The sequence below is a fragment of the Cytobacillus spongiae genome (assembly GCF_021390075.1).
The window spans coordinates 3,321,373-3,339,234 of record NZ_CP089997.1 but is presented as its reverse complement, the minus strand read 5'-3'; the positions used below and the strand labels follow the sequence as shown (position 1 = coordinate 3,339,234).

Here is a 17,862-nt window from a genome sequence, read left to right as displayed (position 1 = left end):
ATTTTATCAGAAGCCTCCCAAAAAGAGTACTCTCGAAACTTTCTTAAATGAATTTATTTTTTTGCTAAAATGTTTTATCTTGTCCAATCAGGGAAATATAACAATGGGAGGATGATAAATATGTCACAACAATTAATTCAATCTGTTAACAAACAAGTAGCCAATTGGACGGTCCTTTATGTGAAGCTACATAATTATCATTGGTATATTAAAGGACGTCATTTCTTCACTCTACATGAGAAGTTTGAAGAGCTTTATAATGAAGCGAATATCCATATTGATGAGCTAGCAGAACGTATTCTGTCCCTTGGTGGAAGCCCTGTTGCTACAATGAAAGATTGTTTAGAACTGGCTTCTGTTTCAGAAGCATCGGGAAGTGAAAAGGAAGAAGAGATGGTTCGCACGATTTGTAATGACTTCGAAGCTATGGAGAAAGAGCTTCAAGAAGCAATCGAGCTAGCTGAGGAAGCAAACGATGAAGGAACAGGTGATATGCTGTTATCTGTAAAACAAAGTTTGAAGAAGCATATTTGGATGTTCAAAGCATTTTTAGGATAAAGGTCTCAGATAGGAGATCTGCAAATATTGGATAGAGGCTGGGTGTGAAGATGCCCAGCCTCTTTTCTGTTTAGTTCATCTAAAGATAGGTATTTTGACCAGGCGTCAGCTCATAAGTTAGTAAGATAAAAATTTTTGAGAGGAGAACTAAAACCGAGTGAACAGCGTAGATATGACAGAAATCATCAAAAAGTATGATCGCTTCGGAAAAAACCGAAACAAGAGAAGTGAATTCACCTGTGGAATCGAGAGCGTATAAAATTTTGTGTAAATGGATATACTTTCCATTAAAGGAGATGGTCGTTTATGCAAAGTTTTCGAGATCTAACTGTAAGAGAATTAGCTAGTCAATGCCAAACTGTTGATGATATTCATATGATGATGAAAGAATTGTTTAGAGAAACACTTCAACAGGTATTTGAGGCTGAAATTGAGGAACATCTAGGTTATTCCAAGCATGATTCTTCTGGGAATAATACAGGAAATAGTCGTAATGGATATAGTAAAAAGTCGATTAAAACAAAGCTTGGAGAGACTCCTCTTAGTATACCTAGGGATCGAAAAGGTGAATATGAGCCACAGATTATCAAGAAGTATGAAACTTCTATCAATGGACTTGAAGATCAAATTATTGCTCTCTATTCTAAGGGAATGTCTACTCGAGATATCGAGCAACACATGAAAGATATCTACGGAGTCAATGTTTCACCAAGTTTGGTCAGTAAAGTCACAGATAAGATTTTACCCCTGGTCTATGAGTGGCAGTCTCGTCTACTAGAACCTGTTTATCCTATCGTGTTTTTAGACGCTATTCATTTTAAGGTAAAGCATGAAAATCGAATTGTTAGTAAAGCCGCATACACGGTATTAGGGATTAATACCGATGGTATTAAGGATATACTTGGAATCTGGATTGGTGAGGATGAGAGCGCTAGCTTCTGGCTGAATGTCTGCCAGGATCTTAAAAGCAGAGGAGTTGAAGACATTCTTATTGTTTGTAAGGACGGGCTTTCAGGCTTTTCTGAGGCGATTAGCGCTACGTTCCCAAAGACAGATATACAGTCATGTATTATTCATCAATTACGAAACAATGTAAAAGGTGTCCCTATGAAATACCGCAAAGAACTTATGGCTGATTTAAAGTTAGTTTATAAAGCGGTTACTTTAGAAAAAGCTGAAAGTGCTTTTCAAGATTTCAAAGAACAGTGGGGACAGAAGTATCCTGCAATTATTAAATCATGGGAAACAAATTGGTTGGAGTTAACTACTTATTTCTCCTATCCAGTAGAGATAAGAAAACTGATTTATACAACGAATACTATTGAAGCTTTCCATAGGCAGTTAAGAAAAGTTACGAAAACCAAAACAGCTTATCCAACAGATAATTCTTTACGTAAGATTGTTTTTCTGGCCACTATGGGGGTGACAGACCGATGGACTGTACCTGTACCAGGGTGGATGGAATGTAGGCAACAGTTTGAAATCATGTTCGCTGGTCGGCTTGGGAAATAAGTTCTGTCCTAGCATTCCTACGTATTAGGGCAATGCCTTAAGGGTTTATCGCTTTAGGTTCTCCCAAAAGGGAAAAAGAGAGGAAAATCCTCTCTTCCTTTTGTACAGAACCCCACTTGGTGCTCGGGTTGCTCCCCAGCATTGCCCTATCCCCCTAGTAGGTAAGATTATTGTTGACTATCAAGCACATGTTCAATCATTTACACAAAATAATTTACACTACCGTGGAATCCATCATACTGAGCGAAATGTGGGCATTGATGAGCGAAAGTGAGTCGAACCGGAGCGAAATCTTGACAATTGTGAGCGAAAATCGGAAAAAGCGAGCGAAATCGGCCCCTTTGTGAGCGAACGCTCGAAAAAGGAGCGTTCGCTCACAAAGTTAGAAAGATGCAAATTATTTGAGAGGAGAACTAAAACCGAGTGAACAGCGTAGATATGGCAGAAATCATTAAAAAGTATGATCGTTTCGGAAAAAACCTAAACAAGAGAAGTGAATTCACCTGTGGAATCCATCATACTGAGCGAAATGTGGGCATTGATGAGCGAAAGTGAGTAGAACCGGAGCGAAATCTTGACAATTGTGAGCGAAAATCGGAAAAAGCGAGCGAAATCGGCCCCTTTGTGAGCGAACGCTCAAAAAAGGAGCGTTCGCTCACAAAGTTAGAAAGATGCAAATTATTTGAGAGGAGAACTAAAACCGAGTGAACAGCGTAGATATGACAGAAATCATTAACATATGTGACAGGTAACCAAAGTAGATGCCAGTTCACACAAAAAATCGAAAATCGAGTTAAAAGAAGTACTCCCCATTAATTTCCCCATAAATGACAGCATTAACCCGAATCCGAATCCCTCTATATACACACTAATTTTCAACCACCCAAAGGTTAGACATGCTAAACTATCTATTAAGGAGGGATTGGCAATGAACATTTCAGAACTAATGGGAAAGCAAGTGGCTGAGCTTCAGCATACGTTGAATATAACCCTGCTAAAGAGTCAAATGTCTACCCAAACAGCTGCCGTTACAACCATGATTGAAGACATGACAAGCATACAGAAAGCGACACCGGCACCTCACCCGAACCTTGGTAAAACGGTTGACATTAAAGCATAAAAAGCTGATCTCTCATAGATCAGCTTTTGCTATGTATACGTTAATGTAAGTTTCGGTGAGACAATCCTTGTATTTTTCGTTGACCATAATCTTCTTGGGCAAATTTACCCTTCAAGCTTTCGATTAAGTAAATACCCATTAAGTTATATAGTTCCTGTTTATCCAATTCATGAATGATGCCGAGAAGGTCCTCGTAGCTCATTTCCTCCAAAAAGGCAAAAGCAAGCATATCAATATCCTCATCGTCACCCGTTAATTTATCTCGATATAATTCATAAAGCTCATCTACCAGTTTCACATGACTCACCCTCCGTTTAGATATAGAATTTTCATTTCTTCTTTTTTTATTATACTAATGGAATACCCTCTATTATGTAAAATATTCTCGAAATCCTTTAAGACTTTTTGAACATCTTGATTTCATGGCTTCCAGCGAATAAATTTTCAGTGAATGTGGGAAACCAAGACCAATAAGGATAAAGGGGATGCTAGTGATGGCTGAACAGAAAAAAACGTATTATATTGATATAGGTAGTGGAGAAATTAGCCAAAGTGAAACAAGCTCGACTTGGAGCTATAAAATTGAAGCTACAGACAATGATATCATTGAACTTAGAGAGCTCTTTGAGCAAAATTACTCGACGGACTGGCAGAATTTCTTTCGTGCTCATGTTCCGTATGTACAATATCATTTTGATCGTGAAAATGATGCCTATGATCGCACCATGACGAAGGTCTACGAGATGATTCACAAACTAGGAAATGAGGAGGCCAAACGCCATATTGAAAGTATGGGAATCTTAACAGAAGAAAACCCTCCAACATAAACTAAGCCGCTTTCTATAAAAGAAAGCGGCGGATTTGCTACATTTCCATCTCTACAGCAGTATCTAGGATCTCTTGAGGAATCGTGATTTCGTCATATTGATTGTAGTCACGATATTTTCCATTCATACTTTGCTTTAATTGAATGCTTTCTCCCTCCGCAGTTAGATCCATATTCATAAACATGTTAATGCTTGTTGGATAAAACGTATTTTTATCAATATAAAATTCATATGAAACTTCATTTATCTTCATTCCACTTAATAGGTCTCCATTAGCAGCAAGTTCAGGTGGTAAGGTTTGTTGAAGGGTTTCTTGAATAAAATCGTTGAACTTATCACCAGAGGCATTTAATTTAAGAATAAAGTTCTTGTCGTCCTGTTCGAAGGAAAAGTCATCCATGAACTGTTGCATTTTCTTCAATTCTTCTGTAGGGTTTGTTTGTTGGTCAGATATTTGCATTAACTGATCAGCCATTTCCTGAGGAAACTTCATCCATGTTTCACCAGCGGCATCGTAAATGTACATTCCATCTGCTGTAAAATAAGACTCGGTTTCATAAGTTTCGTTTGAGCCTTCCATTTCAATAGACATTTTTTGATGAAGTGCCATTGGGTCTGAAATAACTTTCATATCAATGGATGAATTTAAATTCATCACTTCTGTTTGTGAGCTCGAGCTCATTTCTTGTTTCATATCCATTGTTGCTGCAAAACTTTTTAATCCTTCTGAAGCCTTCATTGATTTGTCCATTACTTCCTCAAGGGTAAGCTCTGAATTATTTTCTGATTGGATTTGTTCATTTTGTCCTTCTTTTCCATTCGCATCTTGATTGACAGGCTTAGCAGTTTCATTACATGCCGCTAGCATCAATACAAGTAGAGCGGACATCAACATTGTTAAAGTTTTTTTCAACCGTTACACTCCCCTTTTATAAAACTGGCTTTCGTATGTACATACGAATAGCTAATGTGAAAAGTTTCAGTCACATCACTTAAAAAAGAAATCATTTCCATATATAATAATAGCATGAAATTCTTAAGAATATTGAGGTAGTTTAGATGGAACATTTTCATGATTTTTATGGGTCTTTCGTACGGCTGGCTTTCTCACGTCATGCATTTTCGAAAGATCCTGTACATGTATTTGTGATTTGTAAGTATCAAGATCATTGGCTCTTAACAAACCATTCGAAGCGTGGATGGGAATTCCCAGGAGGTAAGTTAGAAAAGGGAGAGACGCTTGAAGATGCTGCTAGAAGAGAGGTTTTAGAGGAGACAGGTGCTCACCTTATGAGTCTTAGATATATTGGCGAGTATGAAGTCACGAATGAGGAAACCACTTTTGTTAAGGCGATTTTTTGGGGGGACGTAGAAAAGATAGATGAACACGATAGCTATCTTGAAACGAAGGGTCCTGTATTAGTGAAAGGCGACTTGTTATCAGAACGTTTCCAAGATCATTATAGCTTCATCATGAAGGATGATGTGGTAGCTCTAGTGCTAGATCATTTAAAAGATGGGCTATATTGAATTTATTGTGTAAGCCTTTGTATGAGGAGGCTGGGACATAGGTATTCCAGTCAACGGTATATCCGAACGATCAGGAGTTATCTCCTTTACTAGTTCGGTATTTTTGTTGGTTCAGAAAACAAGTTTTTAAAAAATAGTGGAATGGAGCGGAAGACACTCGACTACTAAGGTAAATAGAGGAAAGGCTGAGACACCAAAGCGCAGCGAGGAGGCTCAGCTTCCTCCCCGCGGAAAACGAGTGTCTGCAGCGCAGGTGGAACGAACTTGTTTTTACAACCTACCTATTTGAATCAAGTCATTGTTCGTCTTTGAGAAGGAGTCATTTAGTTATGTCCCAGCCTCTGTATTATGCACTATCCTTAATTAGCTTCTTTTCAAGGAGTTCCACTACTTGATACATGAGTGTCGCAAAAACGGCAATCACAAGTAGGGATAAGAGGACGAGAGTAAAGTTAAATACTTGGAATCCATAAATAATCATATAGCCAAGACCTTTTGAAGATACAAGAAACTCTCCTACAATGACCCCTACCCAAGAGAGTCCCACATTTACTTTTAATGTGGAGATAATCGTTGGAAAGGATGCTGGTAATATGGCCTCTCGAAAGGATTGAATTCGGCTTGCACCAAAGGTTTGGAGGACCTTCAAGTAATTTGGATCAACCTCACGGAAAGAAGTATATACAACAATTGTGGTGATAATGATGGAAATAATCGCTCCCATCGCCACAATCGATGTAAAGTTTGGGCCGAGCGCGACAATAAGGATTGGGCCAAGTGCAACCTTTGGCATGGCGTTAAGAATAACTAAATAAGGGTCGAGAATTTTTGATATCATTGGTGACCACCAGAGAATAGCGGCTAGTATGGTTCCTAATAGTGTTCCTAAAATAAATCCAAACACAGTCTCTGTTAGAGTAATACCTAAGTTTGTAATAAGAGTGCCATCCTGGATTTTATCAATCATTAAATTCCAAACTTTTGATGGTGAGCTGAAGATTAAAGGGTCAATCCATTTCTTCGAGCTTGCCAGTTCCCATCCTGAAAAAAAGAGAACGAAAATGACCAGTTGATAAAAGCGGACCCATTTCTTTTCTCTCTTTAATGATTCAATATATTGCTTGTGAAGGTGTTCTACATTTCGCTTCTGGTTACTCAAGTGATTCCAACTCCTTCCATATCGTTTGGAATACAGCTGGATAGCTTTCGTGATTTCTTGCTTCAAATGGAGCTAGCTCTCTTAGTTCTTTCGGGATGAAAAAAGTTTTATGCAGCTTTCCAGGGCGAGGTGACAATAAGAATACACGGTCACTCATTGCAATAGCTTCACCTATATCATGTGTGACTAAGATGGCAGTTTTTTTAAAGGATTTAAGTGTGTCCGAGACAAGATCCTCTAGCTTTAATTTGGTCTGATAGTCAAGAGCTGAGAAAGGTTCATCAAGCATGAGTAACTTTGGTTCGGTAGCCAATGTACGTACGAGTGCAACCCTTTGTCGCATTCCTCCTGAAAGCTGTTTGGGGAATTGCTTCTCTACTCCCTTAAGGCCCATTTCCTTTAATAAGTGCAGGGCATAGTTCTTTTTCTCTTCTGTTAATTGATTCATTAGCTTTAGACCGATGAAAATATTTTCCTCAATTGTTTTCCAAGGAAATAAATAGTCTTGCTGTAACATATAGCCTATTTTGTCATCTGCTTTGGATACAGGTTCATTTTCTAGCAGTATTTCTCCTTCTGTGGGCTTGATTAAGCCAGCGATAATCGATAGTAGTGTTGTTTTTCCACAGCCACTAGGACCAAGAAATGAGACAAATTCTCCTTCTTCAACTTCAAGAGAGATATCGGAGAGGGCCGTAGTTGCCGTGGATTTTGTGAAATACGTATGGTAAATGCCATTGAGTTTTAAGAAATTCATTTCACGGCCTCCAAATAAGAGTAATCGATTCGCCACTAGCCCCTCGAGTATACGAGGGGAGCGAAGTTATTTTTTTACTTTTTCAGCAATGTCCGTATTGACTAATGTTTTATGGTCAACTACCTTAGGAAGCTCACCGGCTTCGTCCATGATTGTTTGCAGATTGTTCCACTCTTCTTCATCAAGAATAGGGTCTGTTGCATATGATCCCTGAGTCTTGTAGCGGTCAACTACCGTTTCAATAATTTCGAATTCGGTATCTTCAAAGAATGGCTGAATGACTTCAGCAATCTCTTTTGCAGAATGTTTTTCTACCCATTTCTGTGCTTTATATAACGCTCTAGTGAATTTTTCAACCGATTCTTTGTTTTCTTCCATATAACTAGTTTTGCTCATAAAGGTCGTATACGGAACATAGCCAGACTCTTTCCCAAAAGATGCAACGATGTGGCCTTTGCCTTCTTTTTCAAAAATGCTAGCTGTTGGTTCGAAAAGCTGAACAAAATCACCAGTTCCAGAGGCAAAAGCACTGGCAATGTTCGCGAAGTCAATGTTTTGAATAAGATTTAAGTCATTTTGTGGATCAATTCCTTGGTTCTTTAATACGAATTCACCAACCATTTGTGGCATGCCACCTTTACGCTGACCTAGAAAAGTGGAATTTATTAATTGATCCCAAGTGAAATTGTCGATTTTTTCACGTGATACTAAGAAGGTTCCATCTGTTTGAGTTAGCTGAGCAAAGTTAATGACAGGATCATCAGAGCCCTGTGCATATACGTAAATAGATGTCTCGGAACCAACTAATGCTACGTCTGCTCCGTCTGATAAAAGCGCGGTCATCGTTTTATCTCCACCCCATGTGGTAGTGACCTCCACGTCTAAGCCCTCTTCCTCAAAAAATCCTTTTTCTAAAGCAACATATTGTGGTGCATAGAAAATAGAACGCGTAACTTCTGCTACTCGTATTTTCGTTGTTTTCTCTTGATTACAGGCAGCTAAAGGGATGATTAATATAGCAATTAATAACAGGGAAAAACTGATTTTTGCCCATTTTTTCATGTAAGGCCCTCCTCGTTTGTATTGCCTCATTTTTAGGTTGTTTCCTATAACCTTGATGTTTCATCCTCTTCCTTACGTAACGAGTTTGTTCAAAAAAGCTTGTTCTTCAAGGTGAGGAAGACAAGCTACCTTGAATTCGACTGTTTGATAGGGATAGAATGATATTCAATTAGAAAGACGAAAGCAGCCATACAAATGAAATGAAGAAAATGTTATTTCATTTAAGTGATAACCACCTTCAATCCATTAGATTAATAATAGAAAACATCCTTTTTTAAATAATTTCTAAAATATCGTATGATAAGGATAAAAAATGTGTGAATGCCCATAAATAATTTTGTAGATAGAAGGAGGGAACGTGTGTGATTGCATCAGATCATCCATTAATTATTTCAAAACATAGGTTTCCATCACCAAACCCACAGATTGAGTTATTTTTAGTGACCTATATGTCAGGTGGATTGAAGGTAAAGGGGTTATTAGCAGAGCCGAAAGGAGAAGCGACTTACGAGGGACTACTATATTTAAGAGGTGGCATCAAAAATGTAGGAAAAGTACGGCCGGGCCGAATTGTTCAGTTTGCATCTGAAGGGTTTATAGTGTTTGCTCCGTTCTATCGAGGGAATCAGGGTGGCGAAGGAAATGAAGACTTTGCTGGGGATGATCGTGAAGACGCATTTTCTGCATTTGAGCTTTTGGATGTACATAAGAGAGTAAAGCGAGTTCATGTGTTTGGCTTTTCCCGAGGAGGAGTCATGGCATTATTAACAGGCATCGAATATCCAGGTGCTGCTTCAGTCGTCACATGGGGTGGAGTAAGCGATATGTTTTTAACTTATGTTGAGCGTAAGGATCTTCGTCGTATGATGAAGCGTGTAATTGGAGGGACGCCTACAAAATACCCTGAACGTTATCAATATCGTACGCCATTGTTTTCATTAGAAAAACTAAGGTCTCCCGTGTTGATTATCCATGGAGTCCAGGATCATAATGTGTCCATTGATCATTCGTATCGATTGGAGAAGCGGTTAAACGCATTACATAAAAAAGTTGAAAGCTGGTATTTTCAAGAATACACCCATTATTTCCCTCCGGCAATCAACCGAAAAGTTCTAGAAGACTTAACGATTTGGATGAAAACTCAAATGTGAAAATGGTATGATTACGTTAAGTGAAGATGAAGGAGAGAGTTAAATGGGTATGCCGCTTGAGCTAAATACAATGATTGTTACAAAGGGAAATGAAACACGTATGAATGACGAGAACATCTTCGTACTTGTAAAAGAAGGGTATCGTTTGTATCCACTAGAAATTCCCGTTGAAGTTCGTAAAACGAAACATGGAGAAAGTAGTGGAACCGCACTTATTAAAAAAGTGTCTTGGGAAAATAATCAAACAGAACTAACGTATCAATTGGTTTCATTAAACTCTACAAACTAAATGGGTGATACTAGGTACCTATTATAGTATGGGTTTAGGTTGTTTACATTCTGTAAACAACAGTGGGTAAAAAAAAGCTACGAAATCTTATTAACAAATTAGTTTTGTCATTGCAAAAGATAAAATTGCATAATAAAAAAAGGTGAAATTCGTACCGCTTAGGTAGTAGACAAAGAGGCTGGGACATAACTATATGACTCCTGCTCAAAGACGAACAATGACTTTATTCAAATAGGTAGGTTGTAAAAACAAGTTCGTTCCACCTGCGCTGCAGACACTTGCTTTCCGCAGGGAGGAAGCTGAGCCTCCTCCCTGCGCTTTGGTGTCTCAGCGTTTCCTCAATTCCCCTTAGCAGTCGAGTGTCTTCCGCTCCATTCCACTATTTTTTAATTTTTTTTTTCGAACAAATAAAAATACCCGAACTAGTAAAAAGTTCGGATATATCATGGACTGAAATACAAATACTTATGTCCCAGCCTCTTTCCTCTTAATTAGATTATGTGTTTAAAGAAATTCTAGAGGAATTGTCCCTCGAATTAATTAGCACATGTACTATTAAGTAGACCTCTTTAGCTTTAAACGATATTGCTTTTTCAGTTATGCTTTTGGAGCACCTTTTTCTAAGATATCAGAAGAAACGTTTGTGAACTTGTTGAAGTTATCACGGAATTTAGCTGCTAGTTCTTTTGCTTTAACCTCATATGCTCCTTGATCAGCCCAAGTCTTGTTTGGTTGAAGGACTTCATCAGGTACACCAGGTACATGGAGAGGAATGTTAAGTCCGAATATTTCGTCTGTAACCGTTTCAACATTATTTAATTCGCCTTCTAGAGCTGCTTGAACCATAGCACGCGTATAAGAAAGCTTCATTCGGTTACCAACGCCGTATTCTCCACCAGTCCAACCTGTGTTGACTAAATATACGTTCGCATTGTGTTCATCGATTTTTTTACCAAGCATTTCAGCGTAAGTAGTAGCTGGTAGTGGTAAGAATGGTGAACCAAAGCAAGTTGAGAAAGTTGCTTGAGGTGAAGTAATCCCTCGCTCAGTACCTGCAAGCTTTGATGTATAACCGCTTAAGAAGTGGAACATCGCTTGCTCTTTTGTTAATTTAGAGATTGGAGGTAGTACACCAAAAGCATCTGCTGTTAAGAAAATGATCGTATTAGGATGTCCTGCAATGCTAGGGTCAACAATATTATCAATTGCTTGGATAGGGTATGCAGCACGTGTATTTTCTGTAAGTGTGTTATCATCATAATCTGCAATTCGAGTTTCATGGTTTAGCATGACGTTTTCTAAAACAGAACCAAAACGGATCGCATCAAAGATTTGTGGTTCTTTTTCACGAGATAAATTGATACATTTCGCATAGCATCCACCTTCAATATTGAATACACCGTTTGGAGACCAACCGTGCTCATCATCACCGATTAAGCGGCGGTTAGGATCAGCAGATAGAGTGGTTTTTCCTGTTCCAGATAGACCAAAGAACAACGCAACGTCACCTTCTAAACCAACATTTGCTGAACAGTGCATAGATAAGATATCATTTTCAGGTAGAAGATAGTTCATAATAGAGAAAATCGATTTCTTCATTTCTCCTGCGTACTCTGTACCACCAATTAAAACGGTACGACGCTCAAATGATACCATGATAAAAGTTTCAGAGTTCGTTCCATCAACGGAAGGATCCGCTTTGAAATTTGGAGCAGAGATAACAGTGAACTTCGTTTCATGATCCAATAGTTCTTCTTCTGTTGGACGGATGAAAAGTTGATGCGCAAAAAGGTTATGCCATGCATATTCATTAATGACTTGGATTGGAAGTTGATATTTTTTATCTGCACCAGCAAATCCTTTGAAAACAAATACTTCATCTTTTTGGGCAAGGTAGTTTATTACTTTATTATATAAGTTGTTAAATACTTCTTCAGATATAGGTTGATTAACAGAACCCCAATCAATTTTATCTTTAATTGAAGCTTCTTCTACGATATATTTATCCTTAGGGGAGCGACCTGTATATTTACCAGTTGTAGCACGTACAGCTCCAGTAGATGTTAAAACACCCTCTTCACGTGTTAAAACCTTTTCCACTAGCTGTGGCACTGATAAATGCATTTGAATGTTATTGCCTTTTAATAACTCAGTTAATTCACTAGATATGCTTACAGAATTCATCTGATGAATACCTTCCTTTTTTCAATAGTATTTTTGAAAGTGATTACATCTCTAAATTAGTATAACACATTTAAACAATTAGTCTATACTAATTCAAAAAAAGTTTTTTGTTCAATCAATTTTCAAAATATATATTACATTTCCTGTCTAACCCCCACAATGTGTATTTATATGTATATTCCAAATATTTAACAATGGGACTGATGAGATGAAAATACTTGCCCTATATGATGAAACATGTGCTCTTTGCCAAGAATCTAAAAAACTCTTTCGTCGATTGGATCGTTTGAATAAAGTAGAGTGGGTGTCTCTGCAAACGTATGAGCGCTTAAACAAGTCATTTCCATTCACTAAAGAAGATCTCAGAAAAGAGCTTCATATAATATTACCGAATCAAAAAATAGTAAAAGGGTTTTATGCTGTGCGGAGGTTATTGTTGACTTCTCCTGTATTTACAATAATCGCTACCTTATTATACATCCCATTTGTTCCTCTTATAGGTGTCCCGGCTTATAAACTTATTGCAAAAAATCGTCATCGTTTCCTTAAACGTAAATGTGAGGATGGATCATGCTCTTTATAAGAGTTGCTTTAGCTATTCTTCCTATTTTGGCAGGAGCAGATGGTTCACTTATTCCATAACATACAAAATGCTAATAAAAGAGTAAATTGAAAGTATTTTTGAAAAAACATTGACATTATCCGATGTGATACGATATGATTTTTCCTTGAACGGATACTCTCTTATCCTGAGCTGGTGGAGGGACAGACCCTATGAAACCCAGCAACCTGCTATCAAAGATCTTAAAGAATTCAAACACATACGGCAAGAGTAATTTGCCGTGACTTCTTAGAACTCTTTTATTTTTGAGCAAAGGTGCTAAATCTGCGCAAGGACACGATCCTTGAACGATAAGAGTGAAAGGCGCAAATCATTTTGCTAACAACCTTTCCTCTATATAGGGAAGGTTTTTTTATGTTTAAAATGATCTTGACTGGAGTTTCTATCGGATATTTATGAATAATTCATCTTGAATTCCAAAACCTAATAAAAACTCCAAGTTTACCAGACCACTTCATAAGGTATAGAGTAACCATAACCGTAATGAAATGTGGGAGTAAGCTGTTCTTATTACTTAGGGAATGAGTACCGTATCAACCTTGAGGTTAAATATGCGGTTGATCTTTTGCCAAAAGGATAACCTCGCTATTTTCTTATATAAGGAGGAAATCAGATGTCAACGAAACGTCGTTTGTTTACTTCTGAGTCAGTTACTGAAGGTCATCCAGATAAAATCTGTGACCAAATTTCAGATGCGATTTTAGATGCAATTTTAGCTAAGGATGCCAATGCTCGTGTTGCGGCAGAAACATCGGTAACAACTGGTCTTGTACTTGTTGCTGGTGAAATTACTACCTCTACATACGTAGATATTCCAAAGATCGTTCGTGAAACAGTGAAAGAAATTGGGTATACTCGTGCAAAATATGGTTTTGATGCAGAAACATGTGCGGTCTTAACTTCTATTGATGAGCAATCTCCTGATATTGCTATGGGGGTTGACCAAGCGTTAGAAGCTCGCGAAGGCTTAATGACTGATGAGCAAATCGAAGCAATTGGAGCTGGGGATCAAGGATTAATGTTTGGTTTTGCTTGTAATGAAACAAAAGAGCTTATGCCTCTTCCAATCTCATTAGCTCATAAGCTTTCTCGTCGTTTAACTGAAGTACGTAAAGAAGAAATTCTTCCATACCTGCGTCCTGATGGTAAAACGCAAGTAACAGTTGAGTACGATGAAAATGACAAGCCAGTTCGTATTGATACGATTGTTATTTCAACTCAACATCATCCAGAAATTAGCCTGGAACAAATCCAGCGTAATTTAAAAGAACATGTTATTAATCCAGTTGTACCAAAAGAACTAATTGATGAAAACACTAAATACTTCATCAATCCTACTGGTCGTTTTGTTATTGGGGGACCACAAGGGGATGCTGGTTTAACTGGCCGTAAAATTATTGTTGATACTTACGGTGGATACGCTCGTCACGGTGGAGGAGCATTCTCTGGTAAGGATCCTACAAAAGTAGACCGCTCTGCAGCATATGCAGCTCGCTATGTAGCAAAGAATCTTGTAGCGGCTAAGTTAGCAGATAAAGTAGAAGTACAATTAGCTTATGCAATTGGTGTAGCACAGCCTGTATCTATTTCCGTTGATACTTTTGGCACTGGAAAGGTAAGTGAAGATGTATTAGTAGATCTAGTACGTAGTAACTTTGATCTTCGTCCAGCAGGGATTATCAATATGTTAGATCTACGTCGCCCGATTTATAAGCAAACGGCTGCTTATGGACACTTTGGACGCAATGATCTTGACCTTCCATGGGAAGCTACAGACAAAGCTGATGCATTGCGCGAACAAGCGAATGTATAATCTCTAACAAAATGAAAAAGACGGAAGTTACATCCATGTAACTTCCGTCTTTTTCATATCGTCTCTATATATAAATGATCCTATAAGGGAATCCCCTTAATATTTCCTATTGTTTTTTCAGTTTAACCGTGCAATTATAAAATAATTAATGGTAGTATTAGTAGGTATGTTTTATTGATATGCCATTAAGTTTATCCTGTTTTAGAAAAGCTTGTTGTGAGGAAAAACTCTATTTAATAAGGATATTTTTGTTAATCAAATAGATCTTATTAAAAGGCTATATTCTAAAAGCTTGTTGTTTAATATGAGGTAAGATTCCTTTCTTCATATGAAGGCTAGCAGTTTGGAGCGAGTGGATGCGAGACGCCTGCAAGAGCAGTGGGACAGGTGAGACCCCACAGGCGAAACCGAGGATACTCACCGCACTCCTCGCTGCAAGCGAGTATCCTGGAGCAGAAAACGGCCCATATTTCAAAAACAACAATGTATGTGAAAACATCTGAGTTTCAAATAGATTATTACATAATAGAAATGGAGTAGGTGACGTACATAATGTGTGGATTTATTGGTTGTGTACATGAAAAGGCACAGAACTTTCAAGATAATCAAAGACATGTATTTAAAAATATGAATGATATAATTACTCATCGTGGACCTGACGATGATGGATATTTTTACGATGACCATATCCAATTTGGCTTTCGCAGGCTTAGCATCATTGACATTGAAAGTGGACACCAACCATTGACATATGAAAATGAACGTTATTGGATTATCTTTAACGGAGAAATCTATAATTACGTGGAGCTACGTGAAGAGCTACTTAACGAAGGATTAAATTTTGAAACTAGCTCAGATACAGAAGTCATTATTGCGCTATTCAGCCATTTACGCGAGAAAGCAGTTGAGAAGCTTCGAGGAATGTTTGCATTTGTCATTTGGGATAAACAGGAGCAAACTCTTTATGGAGCTAGAGATCCATTCGGGATTAAACCGTTTTTCTATTATGATGATGGAGAAAAGACTTTCTTCGGATCAGAGAAGAAAAGTATCCTTTTGGCATTAGAAAATGAAGTGATCAACTATGATTCTCTGCAGCATTATTTAACCTATCAATTTGTTCCTGAACCATATACGATGACAGATGGAATTCAAAAGCTAGAGCCGGGTCATTATTTCACGAAAAAAATTGGTGGTCCGATGGAAGTAAATCGTTATTGGAAAGCTTCTTTTAAACCGGTACAAAAATCTGAGGAAACCTTCATTAAAGAAATCAAAGACGTATTGTTTGATTCAGTTAATATTCATATGCGAAGTGATGTGCCTGTAGGTTCATTTCTATCAGGTGGTATTGATTCCTCTATTATAGCTTCTATTGCGAAGGAATTTCATCCTGCCATTAAGACGTTTTCTGTCGGGTTTGAAAGAAACGGATTTAGTGAAATTGACGTAGCAAAGGAAACAGCGGAGAAACTTGGGGTCGAAAACATTAGTCATGTAATTACACCTCAAGAATATATGAATGAAATTCCAAAGATTATGTGGCATATGGACGATCCATTAGCCGATCCTGCCTGTGTACCTCTTTATTTTGTAGCGAAAGAAGCACGTAAGCATGTAACTGTTGTGCTTTCTGGAGAAGGGGCAGATGAGCTTTTTGGTGGCTATAACATTTATCGTGAACCACAATCTTTAGAGGTTTTTAACAGAATGCCAAGCATCGTAAAAAACTTCCTAAAATTCATGGCGCAAGTGATGCCAGAAGGAATGAAAGGAAAGAGCTTTATTGAGCGTGGAGTCACTCCGATGGAAGAACGATACATTGGGAATGCCAAGATGTTCTCTGAAGAAGAAAAACGCTCACTATTAAACGTATATCGTGACGGACTGAATTATAAGGACATTACGAAGCCGCTTTATGCTGAAAGCAAAGGGTATGATCCAGTTGACCGTATGCAATATATTGACATTCATACGTGGATGCGTGGAGACATTCTATTAAAGGCGGATAAAATGACGATGGCTCATTCCTTAGAGCTTCGTGTTCCATTTTTAGATAAAGCTGTATTTGATGTCGCGTCTCAAATTCCGACAAGCTTAAAAACAGCAAACGGAACGACGAAATATATTTTACGTAAAGCAGCAGAAGGAATTGTTCCTGATCATGTATTAAACCGCAAAAAGCTTGGTTTCCCTGTTCCAATCCGTCATTGGCTAAAGGATGAAATGAATGACTGGGCGAAAACGATTATTCGTGAGAGCGACACAGATCATTTAATAAATAAACCATATTTATTAGGCTTACTAGAGGATCACTGCCAAGGAAAAGCGGACAATAGCCGAAAAATATGGACAGTTTTAATGTTCATGGTTTGGCATCAAGTCTATGTGGAAAAAAAATACTCCTTCGAAAAGGAGTATCTGAAAGAAACAATTGCTCAAAATTAATCATTTTGTGGGAGAAAGGTAATCGCCTGACTCCCCATTTGCACCCAGGCTTGTTCAAATTCAGCTATGGGTGCTTTTTTATTTTTTTCACCTGTTAGAGGATCGTTAAAGTACACAAACTCTTCATCATATCCTGTTAATAAAACGGAATGCTCTTTAAATGTCACTTCGATTTTTCCGCTAGGTGTATACCAGGTTTGGAAGTGATCGGGTGAGAGCTTTTTATAGGTTGTGTTTGTAATAATCCATACAGGTCGTCCATCCGATAAATGAATTTTTAGCTCGGTGAAATCCGTTCCTGTTAAGTCATCAATTTGCCCTGGTAAGTACTGTTCAGCCAGATCGCGAATAGGTTCGTGATACACACCTAAACCAGGCTCGTCAAACGTATACATATTTCCAACAAACCCATCATGAGGATTACCAAAGTAAATTTTCCCATTTTCTACTCGATAAGTAGAACCTTCCTTCACGATTTGATTCGCAAGTGTCATTTTATCAACATGCACTCCAGCAAATTGAAGAAGCATAGTTAGGCTCGTAACTTCACAGCCTCGTGGAAGCTCAGGAAACTGGTTTACCACAGGTGCATCTATGAGGGCCTGGTCTTGTATTTTAATAATCGACATTTCAAAATTATCTTCTAAAAAGGTGTTGGTTTTTGCGATGGGCTTGTTTATCCACGATCTGACCGATTCGATGGCGAGTACAACCTTGGAATTTTGAGTATTATCTAAAATAAAGCCGCCAGTTATGATCAGAAGAACAACTAGAAACACAGATAGGAATCTAAGCATTTAGCCACCTCCTATCAACTGAATAATATAGGG

At 38.0% G+C, this 17,862-nt stretch carries 18 protein-coding genes and 1 riboswitch; of the genes, 11 read left to right on the top strand and 7 right to left on the bottom strand.

Features of this window, described 5'->3' with window-relative positions; all coding sequences use genetic code 11:
• The first annotated feature begins 120 nt into the window (after nucleotides 1–120).
• From LS684_RS16820 to LS684_RS16810, 4 genes are all read left to right on the top strand, one after another.
• Nucleotides 121–558 carry a Dps family protein gene (locus LS684_RS16820; protein WP_233807628.1) on the top strand — a complete coding sequence of 146 codons (438 nt, stop codon included), beginning with the start codon at nucleotides 121–123 and terminating at the stop codon, nucleotides 556–558.
• A 306-nt stretch (nucleotides 559–864) separates the two neighbouring features.
• Nucleotides 865–2,070: an IS256 family transposase gene (locus LS684_RS16815; RefSeq protein WP_233806036.1), complete on the top strand. Its 1,206-nt coding sequence runs from the start codon at nucleotides 865–867 to the stop codon at nucleotides 2,068–2,070.
• Nucleotides 2,071–2,493: 423 nt separating this feature from the next.
• Nucleotides 2,494–2,625, top strand: a complete 132-nt coding sequence (locus LS684_RS24155; RefSeq protein WP_267930287.1) for a hypothetical protein — start codon at nucleotides 2,494–2,496, stop codon at nucleotides 2,623–2,625.
• 373 nt (nucleotides 2,626–2,998) lie between these two features.
• Nucleotides 2,999–3,190, top strand: a complete 192-nt coding sequence (locus LS684_RS16810; RefSeq protein ID WP_233807627.1) for a putative motility protein — start codon at nucleotides 2,999–3,001, stop codon at nucleotides 3,188–3,190.
• Nucleotides 3,191–3,230: 40 nt separating this feature from the next.
• Here the strand turns inward: LS684_RS16810 and LS684_RS16805 are convergent, their stop codons facing one another.
• A complete protein-coding gene (locus LS684_RS16805) occupies nucleotides 3,231–3,488 on the bottom strand; it encodes a DUF6154 family protein (protein ID WP_233807626.1) in 258 nt (85 codons plus the stop codon).
• Between the two features lie 196 nt (nucleotides 3,489–3,684).
• Between LS684_RS16805 and LS684_RS16800 the strand changes: the two genes are divergently transcribed.
• Nucleotides 3,685–4,017: a hydrolase gene (locus LS684_RS16800; protein WP_233807624.1), complete on the top strand. Its 333-nt coding sequence runs from the start codon at nucleotides 3,685–3,687 to the stop codon at nucleotides 4,015–4,017.
• A gap of 37 nt (nucleotides 4,018–4,054) precedes the next feature.
• Here LS684_RS16800 and LS684_RS16795 read toward each other — a convergent pair whose 3' ends face one another.
• Nucleotides 4,055–4,930 carry a DUF6612 family protein gene (locus LS684_RS16795; protein ID WP_233807622.1) on the bottom strand — a complete coding sequence of 292 codons (876 nt, stop codon included), beginning with the start codon at nucleotides 4,928–4,930 and terminating at the stop codon, nucleotides 4,055–4,057.
• 146 nt (nucleotides 4,931–5,076) lie between these two features.
• On the opposite strand from LS684_RS16795, the gene ytkD reads away from it, so the two are divergent.
• Entirely contained in the window at nucleotides 5,077–5,547 is a 471-nt protein-coding gene (gene ytkD / locus LS684_RS16790; RefSeq protein ID WP_233807620.1) for an RNA deprotection pyrophosphohydrolase, read from the top strand.
• Between the two features lie 346 nt (nucleotides 5,548–5,893).
• Here ytkD and LS684_RS16785 read toward each other — a convergent pair whose 3' ends face one another.
• From LS684_RS16785 to LS684_RS16775, 3 genes are all read right to left on the bottom strand, one after another.
• Nucleotides 5,894–6,706 carry an ABC transporter permease gene (locus LS684_RS16785; protein WP_233807618.1) on the bottom strand — a complete coding sequence of 271 codons (813 nt, stop codon included), beginning with the start codon at nucleotides 6,704–6,706 and terminating at the stop codon, nucleotides 5,894–5,896.
• Nucleotides 6,699–7,463: an ABC transporter ATP-binding protein gene (locus LS684_RS16780; RefSeq protein ID WP_233807616.1), complete on the bottom strand. Its 765-nt coding sequence runs from the start codon at nucleotides 7,461–7,463 to the stop codon at nucleotides 6,699–6,701. The genes LS684_RS16785 and LS684_RS16780 overlap by 8 nt, the downstream gene beginning before the upstream one ends.
• A gap of 66 nt (nucleotides 7,464–7,529) precedes the next feature.
• A complete protein-coding gene (locus LS684_RS16775; protein ID WP_233807614.1) occupies nucleotides 7,530–8,525 on the bottom strand; it encodes an ABC transporter substrate-binding protein in 996 nt (331 codons plus the stop codon).
• Nucleotides 8,526–8,890: 365 nt separating this feature from the next.
• Between LS684_RS16775 and LS684_RS16770 the strand changes: the two genes are divergently transcribed.
• Both LS684_RS16770 and LS684_RS16765 read left to right on the top strand, forming a co-directional pair.
• Nucleotides 8,891–9,676, top strand: a complete 786-nt coding sequence (locus LS684_RS16770; RefSeq protein WP_233811690.1) for an alpha/beta hydrolase family protein — start codon at nucleotides 8,891–8,893, stop codon at nucleotides 9,674–9,676.
• A 43-nt stretch (nucleotides 9,677–9,719) separates the two neighbouring features.
• The gene (locus LS684_RS16765) at nucleotides 9,720–9,965 is read left to right on the top strand and encodes a DUF2584 domain-containing protein (protein WP_233807613.1); all 246 of its coding nucleotides are present in this window, start codon (nucleotides 9,720–9,722) and stop codon (nucleotides 9,963–9,965) included.
• A gap of 597 nt (nucleotides 9,966–10,562) precedes the next feature.
• Here the strand turns inward: LS684_RS16765 and pckA are convergent.
• On the bottom strand, nucleotides 10,563–12,149 hold the full coding sequence (gene pckA / locus LS684_RS16760) for a phosphoenolpyruvate carboxykinase (ATP) (RefSeq protein WP_233807612.1): 1,587 nt from the start codon (nucleotides 12,147–12,149) through the stop codon (nucleotides 10,563–10,565).
• Between the two features lie 208 nt (nucleotides 12,150–12,357).
• On the opposite strand from pckA, the gene LS684_RS16755 reads away from it, so the two are divergent.
• From LS684_RS16755 to asnB, 3 genes are all read left to right on the top strand, one after another.
• Nucleotides 12,358–12,732, top strand: coding sequence for a thiol-disulfide oxidoreductase DCC family protein (locus LS684_RS16755; protein WP_233807611.1), 375 nt, complete (start codon nucleotides 12,358–12,360; stop codon nucleotides 12,730–12,732).
• Between the two features lie 158 nt (nucleotides 12,733–12,890).
• A riboswitch (SAM riboswitch) is annotated at nucleotides 12,891–13,068 on the top strand.
• A gap of 316 nt (nucleotides 13,069–13,384) precedes the next feature.
• A complete protein-coding gene (gene metK, locus LS684_RS16750; protein ID WP_233807610.1) occupies nucleotides 13,385–14,584 on the top strand; it encodes a methionine adenosyltransferase in 1,200 nt (399 codons plus the stop codon).
• Between the two features lie 552 nt (nucleotides 14,585–15,136).
• Nucleotides 15,137–17,032, top strand: a complete 1,896-nt coding sequence (gene asnB / locus LS684_RS16745) for an asparagine synthase (glutamine-hydrolyzing) (RefSeq protein WP_233807609.1) — start codon at nucleotides 15,137–15,139, stop codon at nucleotides 17,030–17,032.
• Here asnB and LS684_RS16740 read toward each other — a convergent pair.
• Nucleotides 17,029–17,829 (bottom strand): C39 family peptidase, encoded by an 801-nt coding sequence (locus LS684_RS16740; RefSeq protein WP_233807608.1) that lies wholly within the window; start codon nucleotides 17,827–17,829, stop codon nucleotides 17,029–17,031. The two genes, asnB and LS684_RS16740, sit on opposite strands and share 4 nt — an antisense overlap.
• Between the last annotated feature and the right edge of the window lie 33 nt (nucleotides 17,830–17,862).

Excerpts from the sequence above, each read along its gene's own strand:
- asnB (WP_233807609.1), top strand. The coding sequence starts at position 15,137 with ATGTGTGGATTTATTGGTTGTGTACATGAAAAGGCACAGAACTTTCAA.
- LS684_RS16765 (WP_233807613.1), top strand. The coding sequence starts at position 9,720 with ATGGGTATGCCGCTTGAGCTAAATACAATGATTGTTACAAAGGGAAAT.
- LS684_RS16815 (WP_233806036.1), top strand. The coding sequence starts at position 865 with ATGCAAAGTTTTCGAGATCTAACTGTAAGAGAATTAGCTAGTCAATGC.
- LS684_RS16820 (WP_233807628.1), top strand. The coding sequence starts at position 121 with ATGTCACAACAATTAATTCAATCTGTTAACAAACAAGTAGCCAATTGG.
- LS684_RS16775 (WP_233807614.1), bottom strand. The coding sequence starts at position 8,525 with ATGAAAAAATGGGCAAAAATCAGTTTTTCCCTGTTATTAATTGCTATA.
- LS684_RS16755 (WP_233807611.1), top strand. The coding sequence starts at position 12,358 with ATGAAAATACTTGCCCTATATGATGAAACATGTGCTCTTTGCCAAGAA.
- LS684_RS16800 (WP_233807624.1), top strand. The coding sequence starts at position 3,685 with ATGGCTGAACAGAAAAAAACGTATTATATTGATATAGGTAGTGGAGAA.
- pckA (WP_233807612.1), bottom strand. The coding sequence starts at position 12,149 with ATGAATTCTGTAAGCATATCTAGTGAATTAACTGAGTTATTAAAAGGC.
- LS684_RS16810 (WP_233807627.1), top strand. The coding sequence starts at position 2,999 with ATGAACATTTCAGAACTAATGGGAAAGCAAGTGGCTGAGCTTCAGCAT.
- ytkD (WP_233807620.1), top strand. The coding sequence starts at position 5,077 with ATGGAACATTTTCATGATTTTTATGGGTCTTTCGTACGGCTGGCTTTC.
- LS684_RS16740 (WP_233807608.1), bottom strand. The coding sequence starts at position 17,829 with ATGCTTAGATTCCTATCTGTGTTTCTAGTTGTTCTTCTGATCATAACT.
- LS684_RS16780 (WP_233807616.1), bottom strand. The coding sequence starts at position 7,463 with ATGAATTTCTTAAAACTCAATGGCATTTACCATACGTATTTCACAAAA.
- metK (WP_233807610.1), top strand. The coding sequence starts at position 13,385 with ATGTCAACGAAACGTCGTTTGTTTACTTCTGAGTCAGTTACTGAAGGT.